The organism is Vibrio sp. R11-SG3-ISO9, from assembly GCF_059834255.1.
Genome location: NZ_JCBDGU010000043.1, coordinates 372420 through 386412, shown reverse-complemented (window position 1 = coordinate 386412; position 13993 = coordinate 372420). Strand labels below are relative to the sequence as shown.

Sequence of the window (13993 nt, the reverse complement as noted above, 5' to 3'; positions counted from 1 at the left end):
ACCGCAGTTTTAATGATTTCAGTGACTAATAGTTTGGTGCTTTAAAGAAGTGACTTTCAACCAAACGCTGAGTAATTTGGTGAGCAGGGTTAGAGAGCACCTCATGCGTTTCACCTGCTTCGACCACATCGCCTTCATGCATAACGATGATTTTATCGGTGATGTGTTTAACGATGCCGATGTGTTGTGAAACGTACACAAACGATACGCCCATCTCTTCTTGAAGCTCCAAGAACAGGTTGATGATCTGAGAGCGCATCGCCATATCCAAACCATTAAGCGCTTCGTCGGCAACAATAATGGATGGCTGAAGTATCAAGGCACGAGCCAGACAAACCCTCTGTTTTTGTCCTGCTGCGAGCATTTGAGGGTAGAAGTAAGCGTGCTCTGGTAGCAAGCCGACGCGAAGCAGCGTGTCTTTCACTCGCTTCATTCGCGCTTCAGGCGGCATGTTGGTATTTCGCTTGAGTGGTCCTTCAAGAATGCGACCGATCTGAATACGAGGGTTTAACGACGTATTTGGATCTTGGAAGATCATGCGAATTAGCTTACAACGCGTCGAGTAGTCTTTGTGTTCAAGCCTTTCACCATTAACTCGAATCTCACCAGACGTAGGTTCAACCATACCAGCTAACATGCGAGCAAGCGTTGACTTACCAGAGCCATTTTGTCCAATAAATCCAATGGTTTGTCCCGCTTCTAGAGTGAAGCTCACCGGTTTCACCGCCTGATGAATCTTCTTACGAAAAAGCCCAGAGCGTGTCGTAAAATCTTTGGAAAGATCACTGACTTCTAATAGTGCACTCATGATTTCTTTTTCTTCTCCATGTTCAGTGGGAAGTGACAGTTAAACTTATGATTCTTTACGCGACTGGTATGAGGTATCTCAACACATTGTCTTTGTGCGTAAGGGCATCTTGGACCCAAACGACAACCAATTGGCAAATGCTGCAGAGGAGGAATTGAGCCTGGTAGAGACTGCAATTTCTCTTTATGCGGTATCCAATCTTTAAAGTCTGGCATCGCTTTAAGCAGCGCTACGGTATAAGGGTGCTTAGGTGCATCCAAGAGTTTAGGTGTGTCTGCAGATTCAACTGACTGACCGCAATACATAACCGTAATTCGCGTTGCCCATTGGGTAATGGTTGTTAAGTCATGCCCAATCAAAATGATGGTGGTGTTATGCAGCTGATTCATGCGGCTCAACAGACGCAGAATCTGCGACTGAGTGATTGGGTCCAAGTCATTGGTTGGCTCATCGGCAATCAGTACTTTTGGCTTGGCAGCAATCGCCATCGCAATCATCACTTTTTGACACTCACCATCAGTCAGCTCATAAGAGTAACTGTCCATTAGGCGTGAGTGGTCTTTAATACCGACTTTATGAAGTAGGGCAATCGCCTGTTTCTTTCGCCACTTAAAGCGCTGCCACCATTTACCTTCAAAGGCATGAGATGGAATCGCTTCGATCAGTTGGTGTCCCACTTTTTCCGAAGGATCGAGACATGTCGAAGGTTCTTGAAAGATCATCGCGATATCACGGGCGATGACTCGGCGGCGTTCTTTAGGTGTCAGTTGAAGTAGATCGATGTTACCTAGACGCATCCGGTCAGCAGAAACTTTCCAGTTTTCTTTACATACGCCAACGATCGCTTTGGCTACCAAGCTTTTTCCTGAACCTGATTCACCCACTAAGCCGCGAATTTCCCCTTCATTAAGGGTAATACTCATACGATCTACGGCTTTAACCAAGCCCTGAGGTGTTTCGATTTCAATGGTCAGATGTCGAATATCAAGTAACGGCATTATTCGATTCCTGCGTTAAGTGCTTGGCGTACGCCTTCACCGACTAAGTTGATGACGATAACAGTAAACATGATTGCGAGACCAGGTAGGGTCACAGTCCAAGGCGCTAAGTAGATCAGCTCTACAGAGTCACCCAGAATCGAGCCCCACTCTGTACTTGGTGCTTGAGCGCCCAAGCCTAAGAAGCCTAGTGCGGTAATGTCGAGAATCGCAACAGACAGCGCTAGCGTCACTTCTAGGGCGATAACCGTAAGAATATTAGGAACGATAGAGTTCCAAAGTAGGTAAAAATCGTTCGCACCATCCAAGCGTGATGCCATGATGTAATCTTTCTCTACCTCTGCGTGCACCGCGATATAAACAGAACGAATAAAGCGTGGAATCAGCGCAAGACAGATCGCCAGTAAGATGTTGAATTCCCCAAAACCTAGGAAAGCAACAAAGATAATTGCTAGCAGCAAAGATGGGATAGACATGACTGTATCAAGCAGGTGGTTTAGGGTACTTGATAGTAGACCACGAGTCATACCCGCCAATACGCCAATCAAACAACCAATGACAGCCGCAATGAAGGTAATCACCACCGCTGCACCAAAGGTGAGCTGAGAGCCAATAATCAGGCGTGACAGGATATCGCGACCTAAATCGTCCGTTCCTAGAAAGTATTCAACTGTACCGGCTGGATCCCACGATGGTGGCGTCAATAAGTGACCAGTCTGCTCTTGAGCATCATGAGGTGCTAGCCAAGGCGCGGTGATAGTGACGAAGATAATCAATACCAAGCACCACAGGCCAAACATCGCTAGGTTGTTATTGCGGAAACTGCGCCAAAAACGCTCAAATTGAGTCGGGATGCGCTCTTCTTGATAAACGTTACTTGTTAGCATACCACTCTTTCCTTACTAGAGGATTGATCATCGCGCCGATCAGATCCGATAGGATATTTGCTGTCAGAACGAGCGTTGCCACCACGATCACACCAGCTTGGATTGATACGTAATCTTGGTTCGATAGTGCATCAAGCAGCCAGCGACCGATACCTGGCCAGTTAAAAATAGATTCGGTAATGATGGCAAGCGTCAACATACTTGAAAGCTGTACACCGACCTTAGGAACGATAGGTGGAATCGCATTACGTAGCACGTGTTGAGTGACGATCTCGTGAGTTGAAAGACCTTTAATACGTGCCGCACGGATGTAGTTCTGCGTCATCACTTCGGCCACTGATGCTCGCATTAGACGGATAACCTGTGTAGTTGGCGCTAAAGCCAGTACCAAACAAGGCAGGGCCATATGCTCAATCACACTCTGTAAAGCATGTGCTTTGTAGCGGCCTTCGGCAAAAAATGCATCAATGATTGCAAAGCCAGTGACATGTTCAATCTCGTACAGTAAATCGTAGCGACCGCCAACAGGGAACATCTCAAAATGCAAAGAGAAGACCATGATCATCAGCAGTGCAACCCAGAAGATCGGGGCAGAGTAACCTGACATCGATGTAAACGAGATTGTGGTGTCGATGAACTTGCCTTGGCGCATGCCTGCAATAGTACCTAGCGGGATACCGATAAGAAGCGCAAGAAGGAAGGCGAAGAAACACAATTCTAGCGTCGCTGGGAAGACCACGGCCAATTCATCATAGATAGGCGCACCATGTTTACTGATACCGAAGTTCAGTGTTGATAATTCGCCAATGTAGCTCAACCAGCCCGGCCAAAACTCTTGAATAGCCCACGGTGACGTTTGGTCTAATCGTAGCAATGAGAAACCAACAATAGTCAGTATCGCGAGCGTGATGACAAATAAATTAACGCGTCTTAACGTATACCAAAACATTACGGCTGCACCTCTCTCGTCACTTGGTCGAAAGGCTGCGCATTAAATGGACTTTGCTTAAAGCCTGTTAATGAGCGGTCGTGTACACGGAATTGCACGCCATGAGCCAGAGGGATTACTGGGAATTCTTCGTTAAGAATATTCTGGGCTTGGTGATACAAGTTCACTCGGTGTCTCTGTTGATTGATCTCTAGCGCGAGATCGAGAAGAAAATCAAAATCTGAATTACACCACATCGATACGTTCAAGCCAGCGCGTTCTGACTGACAAGAGAGCAGTGGGCGTAAGAAGTTGTCTGGGTCTCCAGTGTGGCCAATCCAGCCCGTAAGCAGAAGATCCGTCGACGCGATGGAAGAGAGCTGAGTACGATCGAATCGGTCGTCCGTGTAAAGCTTTAAGCTTATACCGATATCAGCAAGGTTTGCTTGGATAAGCTCCGCCGTCTTACGCGGACTTGGGTTGTAGGCCCTCGGTTCAAGTGGTACCCACATAGAGAGTTCCAATCCGGGGTCGACGCCGGCATCTTTAAGAAGTGCAACAGCATAGTTTCGGTCGTAGCGAACCTGAACTTGGTCCTTTTGATAGGCCCAAGAGGTTGGTGGTAATAGAGTATACGCTTTGCTGCCTGTCCCGTAATACACTGAATCCAAGATATTTTGGCGGTTGATCGCTAGGTTTAGCGCCTTACGTACGCGTGCGTCACGCAGTGCGGGGTGCTCTGTATTTAGAGCGATGAATGACACGTTTACAGCTGGTGTCGCTGTAATCTCAAGCTCTTCTTGAGCCTGAATGATTGGAATCTGGCTCGAGATAGGCGAATTCAGCACGTCACATTCGTTACGCAGTAGTTTTGCGAGTGTGCCAGTACCACGTTGTGATGTATCAAACACAACTTGGTCCATTTTCACCTTGCTCTTCCAGTAATTCTTGTGCTTTTTCAATCGAACCAAATCGTTGATTTGAAAATCATCAAGGTAGAATGGGCCTGTACCGACTGGGTGTGAGTCTAAGCGGTTTTTCTCATCTAACTGAATCAGTTGATTGGCGTACTCTTTTGAGTGGATCACTGCATAACTGGTGGCAATGTTGGTCAAAAATGAGTTGTCTGGACGAGTGAGCGTAAACTTAACCGTTAGGTCATCAATCGCTTCAATGCTGTTAATTAGATTCGGGAAATCGATACCCGCAAACCAAGGGTAAAGGCCGCCACCTACATAGTGAAATGGGTGAGTGCTGTTGGTGATACGCTCGAAGCTAAAAACAATATCTTGTGCGTTTAGAGCACGTGTTGGCTTGAACCAATCGGTCGTTTGGAACTGCACATTTGGGCGCAATTTGAAGGTATATTCAGTCCCCGCTTTGTTCACCGTCCATTCGGATGCGATGTTAGGCTGTGGGCGATATGTCTCAGGGTCGAGCTGCAGCAGAGTATCGAAAATCTGAGGGCTTAGCGACTCCGCAGTAATACCGCTGTCCACCAATTGTGGATTAAAGGTACTCGGGTTCCCTTGGCCGCAGTAAATAAAGCCTTTTTCTCGGATCTGGTCGTGATCGACGCTTTCTCCACAGCCAGCTAAAAAGCCTAGCGTGAAGATACCTAGTGACAGTCTTAATAGTGCTTTCATAAAAAGAAATACTTTTCGAAACGAGGCGGAAGAGGTGCCTCAAGATCCAGATAATTTAACATTTTATTTATTGCGCTCCAAATAATAATCCTGTGCTAGCAGCTATTTATCGCTGTTTTGACCAACTATCGCATATTTCCTCACCATGCCTCTTAATTGGTTGTAGGTAAGACCAAGCAGTTCAGCTGCCTGCTTTTGATTGTACTTGCTTGTTTTTAGCGCCTGATTGAGGAGTGCGATGTCCTGTTCCTCTTGCCACGCCTTGTAATCGAGAGGAAGCGAAAAGCTGCGCTCATTAGAAGTATGGTTGCTTGGTTCAGGATTGTCAGTTTCAGCCTGGGCTTCACTCCATGCTGGCTTGAACGGATTAAATACAAGAGATTCAATCGGCTCTGGATTACGGCCATGTTGGTAGATAGCTCGTTCAATCACGTTTTTCAGTTCACGAACGTTGCCCGGCCACGGGTAATCGATCAATGACTGTTTTGCTTCAGGTGAGAAGCCGACAAACAGCTCTAGTTCAAGTTCGCGGCACATCTTAATCGCGTAATATTCGGCAAGCAGTATGATGTCTTCTTTTCGTTCTCGAAGAGGTGGGAGTGTAATCACGTCAAACGCCAAGCGGTCAAGTAGATCCGCCCTAAACTCACCTTTACTCGCCATATCGGGCAGGTTGGCATTGGTCGCACAAACCAGCCTTACATTGGCGCTAAGGGCTTTTTGGCCACCAACGCGTTCGTACTGTCCATATTCGATTACGCGAAGTAGCTTTTCTTGAACAGCAAGAGGAGTGGTTGCTAGTTCATCGAGAAACAAAGTGCCGCCTTCTGCACGCTCAAATCGACCCTGATGACGACCCTTTGAACCTGTAAAGGAGCCTGACTCGTGACCGAAGAGTTCGGAGTCGATCAAGCCTTCGCTGAGTGTGGAGCAGTTCAATGAAATTAGGGGTTGGTCCCAACGCTTCGAGAGGTAATGAAGACGCTGCGCAATCAACTCTTTACCGGTACCGCGTTCACCAATGATGAGGACTGGCCTTTCAATTGGAGCCAATTGAGAGACTTTATCTAGAACAGAGAGAAAACTTGGGGATTCGCCAATTAAATTTTGCTGCATAGGTGGCCTTATCAGTGCAATTGTGTGACGCTGGTGGTGAAAAATACCAACACTTGGTTAATTTCATCATAGCATCTGTTGTTATAATCACCACCTAATATTAAGTTATTGATTTTTAATGAGTATAAAATTGGCACGCAATTTGGATTACTAAGAATAAGTTTATCCGCGAGTGATAACACCATTCGCACAGTATCCATGGTTTAACCATTGGCTAAGTTGATTATTTAAGGAGTTCCTTATGGGTATTTTTTCTCGCTTTGCAGACATCGTAAATTCAAACATCAGCGCATTACTCGATAAGGCTGAAGATCCTGAAAAAATGATTCGTCTTATCATTCAAGAGATGGAAGACACACTGGTAGAAGTTCGCACCAATTCAGCGAAAGCTATCGCTGACAAAAAAGAACTGGCTCGTAAGGTTGAGTCTATCGAAGACCAAATTGCAGATTGGCAACAAAAAGCGACACTTGCACTGACTAAGCAACGTGAAGATCTAGCGAGAGCTGCTCTGATTGAGAAGCAAAAGCTAGAAGACATCATCAAGAGTCTTCACACTGAACAAACCCTAGTGGAAGAGACAATTGAAAAGCTAACCAGCGAAATCGGTAAGCTTGAAACTAAGATCGCTGAGACGCGCGCAAAGCAACAAGCGCTAGCGATTCGTAACAACGCAGCAAGCAATCGTCGTGATGTTCAAAAACATCTTCATTCAAGCAAAACAGATGAAGCGATGGCGAAATTTCAGCAAATGTCACGTAAAGTAGATGAACTTGAGGCTGAAGCGGATCTGTATGCTAAAACAGGTAACGCTAAATCCCTTGACCAAGAATTTGCTGAACTGCAAGCTCAAGATGAAATTGAAAAAGAGTTGGCGAAACTGAAGCAGCAAGTCGAAAATCGCGATAAATAACCTAGGAGTTATCTATGTCATCATTTCTAATAGCTGTTCCACTGATTGTCTTTCTGATTTTTGTTGCTCCGCTATGGTTATTTTTACACTACCGCAGTAAGAAGAAGTCGAGCAACGGTTTGTCTGAGACGGATCTTCAAAGGTTGCACCACCTTTCGCAACAAGCGGAGTCTATGCAAGATCGTATTAAAACTTTAGAAAAGATTTTAGATGCGGAGTCCCCTAATTGGAGACGAAACTATGAGTAGAGAACTGTATCGCGACCCTATTAACGGCAAGTTATCAGGTGTTTGTGCCGGCCTAGCGAATTACTTTGGCTTAGAAGTATGGTTAGTACGCATTATGGTTATCTCTGCGGCGCTACTGGGCGGTAGCTTCTTAGTGATTCTCGCTTATCTGGCGATGACATTCATGATTGAAAAGCAGCCAAGACGCTATGTCGATGAACTTAAGTCAAAACAGGAGCACACTTTAAAGCAAAAGCCATGGGAGCAAGGTCAAACACCAGAGTTCCTGCTCAACACTTTAGAGAGTGACTTCGAGAAAATAGAGCGCGATGTGCGCAACATTGAAGCTTATGTCACTTCTGATACTTTCAAAGTGAATCGTGAGTTTAAAAACATGTAGCACGTTAACTTATTAACTTCCTATAACGGCTTGGATGATTATCGTCCAAGCCGTTATTTTTTTTGGATATTTTCTCAAAATAATTCCGGACATTAACTGGTAAGTTAGATGTGATTAATCTATGTTAATAAAATATTTATAGATATGGATGATCTCAAATGTATAAAGCCTCCCTTGTCCTTATGACAGCACTAGCAGGGCTGTCTGGGTGTGGTAAGGAGCTGCCTCCTGTCCCCGAACCTGAATCTCGACCTGCCAAACTCTTCACTGTTTCTGTCGGCAACAACACTTTTAAACGCGACTTTCCAGCCACAACAGAAGCCGGTGATAAAGCAGTCCTCGCATTCCGTGTACCGGGGCTCCTACAAAGTATTGAGGTCACTGCAGGGCAGGTGGTCACAAAAGGCGACACACTCGCCATTCTCAACCCCGACGAGTATCAACTACTAGAAAAGCAGGCACGAGCTAATTATCTGTTGGCGGATGTTCAATTCGAACGAGCTAAAAAGCTGCGCAAAGACCGCGTGGTTTCGGAGCAAGATTACGATCAAGCGAAAGCAAACCATAACTCGGCAAGAGCGGTATTAGACCAAGCCAAAGCCAACCTTCGATACACTAACCTTGTTGCTCCTTACGACGGCACCATCTCTATTATTCCTGCCGAAAATCATGAATATGTGGCAGCCAAAGAAGGGATTATGAACATTCAAACCAACCAGATTATGAAGGTTGTGTTTTTGCTTCCGGATCAGTTAATCACGCGCTACTCAGCCGGTTTTGAAACAGAAGCGAACATGGTGTTTGATGCCTTCCCGGATTATTCCTACCCGTTGACATTCCAAGAGGTCGATACCGAAGCGGACCCTAAAACCGGTTCTTATAAAGTGACTATGGTAATGGAGCGTCCGACGGACATCGGTATCTTGCCGGGCATGTCTGGTAACGTATTCCTCTCTTCAAATCGCGGTGCTGCAACCAAGATTCCAACCGCCGCAATGATTACAGAAAACGACGATACCTATGTATGGCGCGTGAACAACGACGGCATTGTTGAGAAAGTCGCGATAGTGACGGATGAAAAGCGTCATATCGTTTCTGGGTTGAATGATGGTGACCGCATCGTGACATCTGGCGTTAATGAGTTGAAGTCAGGTGAAAAAGTCCGCGAGTGGATTAAAGAGAGAGGGCTCTAATATGAAGAATATTAAAAGAGCTATTGGGCTCTCCTGTCTAGCGTTACTTGCTGGTTGTGAACGACCAGAGGTGACGTCTGAAGTCAATGTGCCTTTGGTTCGAGCTATGGAAGTACAGGTTCTTGATTTTCATGACAAGCTCTACTTCCCAGCAGTCGCCAATGCGGCAGAGAAAGCGCACCTTAGCTTTCGAGTTGCAGGCGAAATTAACCGACTGACGGTAAAAGAGGGTGAGCGTGTCAAAGAAGGTGACGTGATTGCCGAACTTGATCCAACTGACTATCAACTAGAAGTCGATAACGCTCAGGCTCGATATACGGTGGTAAACAGCCAGTACAAACGTTCAAGTCCATTGGTTAAAAAAGGCCTATTGGCCAAGTCCCAATTTGATGAAATTGCAGCGCAGCGTCAAATCGCTTATGCCGAGTTGGAGTTGGCGAAACTGCGTCTTTCATTTACTAAATTGCGTGCCCCTGTAGATGGCATCATTTCTCGCGTAAGCGTCGACCAATTCGAGAACATTCAGGTTGGCCAACAGATCGTCAATATTCACAGTGTTGAAGACGTTGAGGTGGTGATTCAGCTACCAGATCGTATTTATGTGAATCAACCTACTGAGACACTGGTCTCGGATATTCGAGCTTTGGTTCGTGTCCCTAGCGGCAATGAATATGAATCTCGAATCAAGGAGTTCACCACAGAGCCGGATCCGAGTACTGGCACGTTTACTGTGACTCTTGCGCTACCAATGCCAAAGGATGATCTGATCCTTGATGGTATGGCGGTTGAGGTGACTTCATACGGTCGCGATATTGGCTTAGAGCTCAAAGCAGGGGTGCTGATCCCAATTGAGTCGGTATTCAATGCTGACGGCGATCCTCTAGATAACAAAGACTCTTATGTCTGGGTTGTGAATGATGATAAGACCGTGACCAAACAACAGATCGTTTTAGGCAAAGCCAACCAAAAAACTCTGCAAGTGATTAAAGGGTTAGCAATTGGCCAAACCATTGTGACAGCAGGTGTGTCGAAGTTAAGAGATGGGATGACAGTGGAAGTATTGTCTCAGGAGACGAATAATGAGTGAAGTGAATAACAAGCCTCAAAGCGATGATGAAGTAACAGGAGTTGCGGCATATTTCATTCGTAATAAGGTGATTAGTTGGATGCTATCACTTATCTTCTTGATTGGTGGTGTCTCAGCGTTCTTTGGACTAGGTCGACTAGAAGACCCCGCGTTCACCATTAAAGACGCAATGGTTGTCACTTCCTACCCGGGAGCAACACCTCAGCAAGTTGAGGAAGAGGTGACATACCCGCTCGAGAAAGCAATCCAACAACTTACTTATGTTGATGAAGTCAATTCTATTTCAAGCCGAGGACTGTCTCAGGTCACTGTGACCATGAAGAACAACTACGGCCCTGATGACCTTCCACAGATCTGGGATGAATTGCGTCGTAAAGTGAACGATCTCAAAGGGCAGCTGCCTCCGGGGGTGAATGATCCTCAAGTGATCGATGACTTTGGTGATGTGTACGGGATTCTGCTTGCGGTCACTGGTGAGGGTTACTCCTACAAAGAGCTACTTGATTATATTGACTACCTCCGCCGTGAATTAGAACTGGTGGATGGAGTGAGTAAAGTCTCGGTCTCCGGAGCGCAGCAAGAGCAAGTGTTCATTGAAATATCGATGAAGAAAATCAGCTCTTTAGGCCTTTCTCCAAACACAGTCTTTAATCTCCTTTCGACACAAAACGTGGTTTCAGACGCAGGTGCGGTACGAATCGGTAACGAATATATTCGTATACACCCGACGGGGGAATTCCAGAATGTTGAACAGCTCGGAGACTTGATTCTTACCGAAGGTGGCGCGCAAGGCCTCATCTACTTGAAAGATGTGGCAGACGTTAAGCGTGGTTACATTGAAGTACCAACCAATATCATCGGTTACAACGGTAAGTTAGCGCTTAACCTCGGGATTTCGTTTGCTCAAGGTGTAAACGTAGTGGCGGTTGGTGAAGCATTTGACCGACGCTTAGCCGAGCTGAAATACCAACAACCTGTAGGCATTGATATCTCTGAGGTATATAACCAACCGAAAGAGGTAGACAAGTCGGTTAGTGGCTTTGTGGTCAGTTTAGGACAAGCCGTTGCTATCGTTATCGTGGTGCTGCTGTTCTTCATGGGGCTGCGCTCGGGTCTGTTGATTGGATTGATTTTGTTGCTGACGGTATTGGGTACCTTCATCTTCATGCAGTACTTCAAGATCGATTTGCAACGTATCTCACTGGGGGCTCTGGTTATTGCGCTGGGGATGCTGGTGGATAATGCCATTGTGGTGGTCGAAGGCATACTCATAGGCACCCAAAAAGGCCGGACACGTATGCAGGCAGCCACCGACATCGTTACTCAAACTAAGTGGCCTCTGTTAGGTGCGACTGTGATTGCGGTAACAGCCTTTGCGCCTATTGGACTTTCAGAAGACTCGACGGGCGAATATTGTGGCACCTTATTTACGGTACTGCTTATCTCATTGATGTTGAGTTGGTTCACTGCAATCTCAATCACGCCGTTCTTTGCTGACTTGTTCTTCAAAGGTCAGAAGGTGGACCCGGATAACGAAGGTAAAGACCCATACAACGGGATGGTTTTTGTCATCTACAAAAAGTTCCTTGAGTTCTGTATGAAGCGCGCATGGCTAACCATGATCGTTCTGGTGATTGGTTTAGGTGCGAGTGTTTACGGCTTCGGTTTCGTGAAACAAGCCTTCTTCCCATCATCAACTACACCAATGTTCCAAGTAGATGTGTGGATGCCAGAAGGGACAGACATCCGTGCGACAAATACCAAGCTGAAAGTGCTGGAAAACTGGTTATCTGAGCAAGAGGAAGTTGAGCATATTACGACGACCGCAGGTAAGGGTTTACAGCGTTTCATGCTGACGTATGCGCCAGAGAAGAGCTACAGTGCTTATGGTGAAATCACAACACGTGTTAAAAGTTATGAAGTCCTTGCTCCACTTATGAAGCGCTTTAGAGACTATGTCGACGCGAGCTTCCCTGAAATTGACTACAAGTTGAAGCAGATTGAATTGGGTCCAGGTGGCGGTGCGAAAATTGAAGCGCGTATCGTAGGTTCTGATCCAACAGTGCTGCGTTCAATTGCCGCTCAAGTGATTGATATTATGCATGCTGATCCAGGTGCATTTAACGTTCGTCACGACTGGCGCGATCGTACTAAGGTTCTTGAACCTCAGTTTAACGAAAGTCAGGCTCGTCGTTACGGTATCACGAAGTCTGATGTGGATGATTTCTTGGCAATGTCGTTTTCTGGTAAAGCGATCGGTGTATATCGTGATGGTACGACGTTGATGCCTATCGTGGCACGCCTGCCAGAAGATGAGCGTATCGATATCCGAAACATCGAAGGGATGAAGATCTGGAGCCCAGCATTGAGTGAGTTCATTCCACTGCAACAAGTGACCCTAGGTTACAAGATGCAATGGGAAGACCCACTCATCATTCGTAAGAACCGTAAGCGTATGCTGACGGTGTTTGCTGACCCTGACTTACTGGGTGAAGAGACCGCTGCAACGCTTCAAAAGCGTCTACAGCCACAGATTGAAGCGATCGAGCTTCCACCGGGTTATTCACTCGAGTGGGGTGGTGAGTACGAGTCTTCAGCCGATGCGCAAGCGTCGCTGTTTACCACGATGCCTCTCGGTTACCTGTTTATGTTCTTGATCACCGTGTTCTTGTTTAACTCAGTGAAAGAGCCGCTGATTGTTTGGTTGACTGTGCCATTGGCATTGATTGGTGTAACCACAGGCTTGCTCGCGCTCAACACTCCGTTTGGCTTTATGGCATTGCTTGGCTTCTTGAGTTTGTCGGGGATGCTGCTCAAGAACGGTATTGTACTGCTCGACCAAATCGATATTGAGATGAAGTCGGGTAAGGAGCCATACATCGCGGTAGTAGATGCTGCGCTGAGTCGTGTTAGACCTGTGTGTATGGCGGCGATTACGACCATTCTGGGTATGATTCCGCTTCTACCGGACATCTTCTTTAAGCCGATGGCGGTAACTATCATGTTCGGTCTAGGCTTTGCGACAGTATTAACCTTGATTGTGGTTCCGGTGTTGTACCGCATGTTCCACAAAATCAAAGTTGTCTAACATTTTCATTATTATTTAAAGACTATAGTGCCCCATCAAGGGGCACTATTTTTTGGTCGCTGTATTGACCGTTAGGGAGAATCACAAATGACGACACAACAAGTCGAACAAACCTGTGCATGGGCATTGAAGCACGAGTTGGAAAGGGAGTATCACGATAAGGAATGGGGTATCCCGGTTCATGATGATCAGGTTCTGTTTGAGTTTATTACGCTTGAAGGTGCGCAAGCTGGCTTAAGTTGGATCACAATTTTGAAGAAGCGAGAAGGCTATCGAGCGGCATTTAAAGAGTATGACTTAGAGGCTTTGGCAGCAATGGATGAATCACATGTCGCTGAGATTATTGAAACGTATGATGTGGTCAAACACAAAGGCAAGATTGCTTCAGTATTTAATAATGCGCGTGCCGCAATAGAGTTACAGAAAGAATTTGGTTCAATCTCTAATGCGCTTTGGCAGTTCGTTGACCACCAAGTCGTCATGAACAACTGGCAAGAAATGTCTCAGGTTCCTGCGTCAACTGAGCAATCAAAAGCCATGAGTAAATTCCTTAAAAAGCGTGGATTTAAGTTTGTCGGAGAGACGATCTGCTACGCATTTATGCAAGCGGTCGGCATGGTGAACGACCACCTGGTTGATTGCCCAAAAAAGTAGCGATAAAGCGATGGTAATTTAGTCGTTAGTGGAAAATAGACTAGTCTT

13 protein-coding genes are annotated in these 13993 nt (G+C 46.1%); 7 read left to right on the top strand and 6 right to left on the bottom strand.

All coding sequences use genetic code 11. The features are described from left to right. Positions 1-25 precede the first annotated feature (25 nt). The 6 genes from AC6R05_RS15330 to pspF form a co-directional block, all read right to left on the bottom strand. Positions 26-808, bottom strand: coding sequence for a peptide ABC transporter ATP-binding protein (locus AC6R05_RS15330; RefSeq protein ID WP_500647906.1), 783 nt, complete (start codon positions 806-808; stop codon positions 26-28). Next, positions 805-1806 carry a peptide ABC transporter ATP-binding protein gene (locus AC6R05_RS15325; RefSeq protein WP_500647905.1) on the bottom strand — a complete coding sequence of 334 codons (1002 nt, stop codon included), beginning with the start codon at positions 1804-1806 and terminating at the stop codon, positions 805-807. Before AC6R05_RS15325 ends, AC6R05_RS15330 begins: the two co-directional genes overlap by 4 nt. Further along, on the bottom strand, positions 1806-2693 hold the full coding sequence (sapC, locus tag AC6R05_RS15320; protein ID WP_032552127.1) for a putrescine export ABC transporter permease SapC: 888 nt from the start codon (positions 2691-2693) through the stop codon (positions 1806-1808). The genes AC6R05_RS15325 and sapC overlap by 1 nt, the downstream gene beginning before the upstream one ends. Next, positions 2680-3642 (bottom strand): ABC transporter permease, encoded by a 963-nt coding sequence (locus tag AC6R05_RS15315; protein ID WP_150894146.1) that lies wholly within the window; start codon positions 3640-3642, stop codon positions 2680-2682. The genes sapC and AC6R05_RS15315 overlap by 14 nt, the downstream gene beginning before the upstream one ends. Continuing rightward, a complete protein-coding gene (sapA, locus tag AC6R05_RS15310; protein WP_500647904.1) occupies positions 3642-5267 on the bottom strand; it encodes an ABC transporter substrate-binding protein SapA in 1626 nt (541 codons plus the stop codon). Before sapA ends, AC6R05_RS15315 begins: the two co-directional genes overlap by 1 nt. A gap of 102 nt (positions 5268-5369) precedes the next feature. Continuing rightward, positions 5370-6383 carry a phage shock protein operon transcriptional activator gene (pspF, locus tag AC6R05_RS15305; protein WP_500647903.1) on the bottom strand — a complete coding sequence of 338 codons (1014 nt, stop codon included), beginning with the start codon at positions 6381-6383 and terminating at the stop codon, positions 5370-5372. A gap of 241 nt (positions 6384-6624) precedes the next feature. Here pspF and pspA point away from each other — a divergent pair, with 241 nt between their 5' ends. The 7 genes from pspA to AC6R05_RS15270 all read left to right on the top strand — a co-directional run bounded on the left by pspA (position 6625) and on the right by AC6R05_RS15270 (position 13945). After that, on the top strand, positions 6625-7296 hold the full coding sequence (pspA, locus tag AC6R05_RS15300; RefSeq protein WP_032552131.1) for a phage shock protein PspA: 672 nt from the start codon (positions 6625-6627) through the stop codon (positions 7294-7296). 14 nt (positions 7297-7310) lie between these two features. Continuing rightward, positions 7311-7544, top strand: coding sequence for an envelope stress response membrane protein PspB (pspB, locus tag AC6R05_RS15295; RefSeq protein WP_500647902.1), 234 nt, complete (start codon positions 7311-7313; stop codon positions 7542-7544). Further along, positions 7537-7923 (top strand): envelope stress response membrane protein PspC, encoded by a 387-nt coding sequence (gene pspC, locus AC6R05_RS15290; protein ID WP_150868906.1) that lies wholly within the window; start codon positions 7537-7539, stop codon positions 7921-7923. The genes pspB and pspC overlap by 8 nt, the downstream gene beginning before the upstream one ends. A 158-nt stretch (positions 7924-8081) precedes the next feature. Beyond that, positions 8082-9116: an efflux RND transporter periplasmic adaptor subunit gene (locus AC6R05_RS15285; RefSeq protein ID WP_032552134.1), complete on the top strand. Its 1035-nt coding sequence runs from the start codon at positions 8082-8084 to the stop codon at positions 9114-9116. A gap of 1 nt (position 9117) precedes the next feature. Further along, entirely contained in the window at positions 9118-10203 is a 1086-nt protein-coding gene (locus tag AC6R05_RS15280; RefSeq protein WP_500647901.1) for an efflux RND transporter periplasmic adaptor subunit, read from the top strand. Further along, positions 10196-13291, top strand: a complete 3096-nt coding sequence (locus AC6R05_RS15275) for an efflux RND transporter permease subunit (protein WP_032552136.1) — start codon at positions 10196-10198, stop codon at positions 13289-13291. Before AC6R05_RS15280 ends, AC6R05_RS15275 begins: the two co-directional genes overlap by 8 nt. Positions 13292-13378: 87 nt before the next feature. Then, the gene (locus tag AC6R05_RS15270; protein ID WP_150894159.1) at positions 13379-13945 is read left to right on the top strand and encodes a DNA-3-methyladenine glycosylase I; all 567 of its coding nucleotides are present in this window, start codon (positions 13379-13381) and stop codon (positions 13943-13945) included. The last annotated feature ends 48 nt before the right edge of the window (positions 13946-13993 follow it).

Bases quoted from the DNA above. Each gene is read 5' to 3' on its own strand.
- AC6R05_RS15315 (WP_150894146.1), bottom strand. From the start codon at position 3,642: ATGTTTTGGTATACGTTAAGACGCGTTAATTTATTTGTCATCACGCTC.
- AC6R05_RS15330 (WP_500647906.1), bottom strand. From the start codon at position 808: ATGAGTGCACTATTAGAAGTCAGTGATCTTTCCAAAGATTTTACGACA.
- AC6R05_RS15275 (WP_032552136.1), top strand. From the start codon at position 10,196: ATGAGTGAAGTGAATAACAAGCCTCAAAGCGATGATGAAGTAACAGGA.
- AC6R05_RS15270 (WP_150894159.1), top strand. From the start codon at position 13,379: ATGACGACACAACAAGTCGAACAAACCTGTGCATGGGCATTGAAGCAC.
- AC6R05_RS15325 (WP_500647905.1), bottom strand. From the start codon at position 1,806: ATGCCGTTACTTGATATTCGACATCTGACCATTGAAATCGAAACACCT.
- sapA (WP_500647904.1), bottom strand. From the start codon at position 5,267: ATGAAAGCACTATTAAGACTGTCACTAGGTATCTTCACGCTAGGCTTT.
- pspB (WP_500647902.1), top strand. From the start codon at position 7,311: ATGTCATCATTTCTAATAGCTGTTCCACTGATTGTCTTTCTGATTTTT.
- sapC (WP_032552127.1), bottom strand. From the start codon at position 2,693: ATGCTAACAAGTAACGTTTATCAAGAAGAGCGCATCCCGACTCAATTT.
- pspC (WP_150868906.1), top strand. From the start codon at position 7,537: ATGAGTAGAGAACTGTATCGCGACCCTATTAACGGCAAGTTATCAGGT.
- pspA (WP_032552131.1), top strand. From the start codon at position 6,625: ATGGGTATTTTTTCTCGCTTTGCAGACATCGTAAATTCAAACATCAGC.
- AC6R05_RS15280 (WP_500647901.1), top strand. From the start codon at position 9,118: ATGAAGAATATTAAAAGAGCTATTGGGCTCTCCTGTCTAGCGTTACTT.
- AC6R05_RS15285 (WP_032552134.1), top strand. From the start codon at position 8,082: ATGTATAAAGCCTCCCTTGTCCTTATGACAGCACTAGCAGGGCTGTCT.
- pspF (WP_500647903.1), bottom strand. From the start codon at position 6,383: ATGCAGCAAAATTTAATTGGCGAATCCCCAAGTTTTCTCTCTGTTCTA.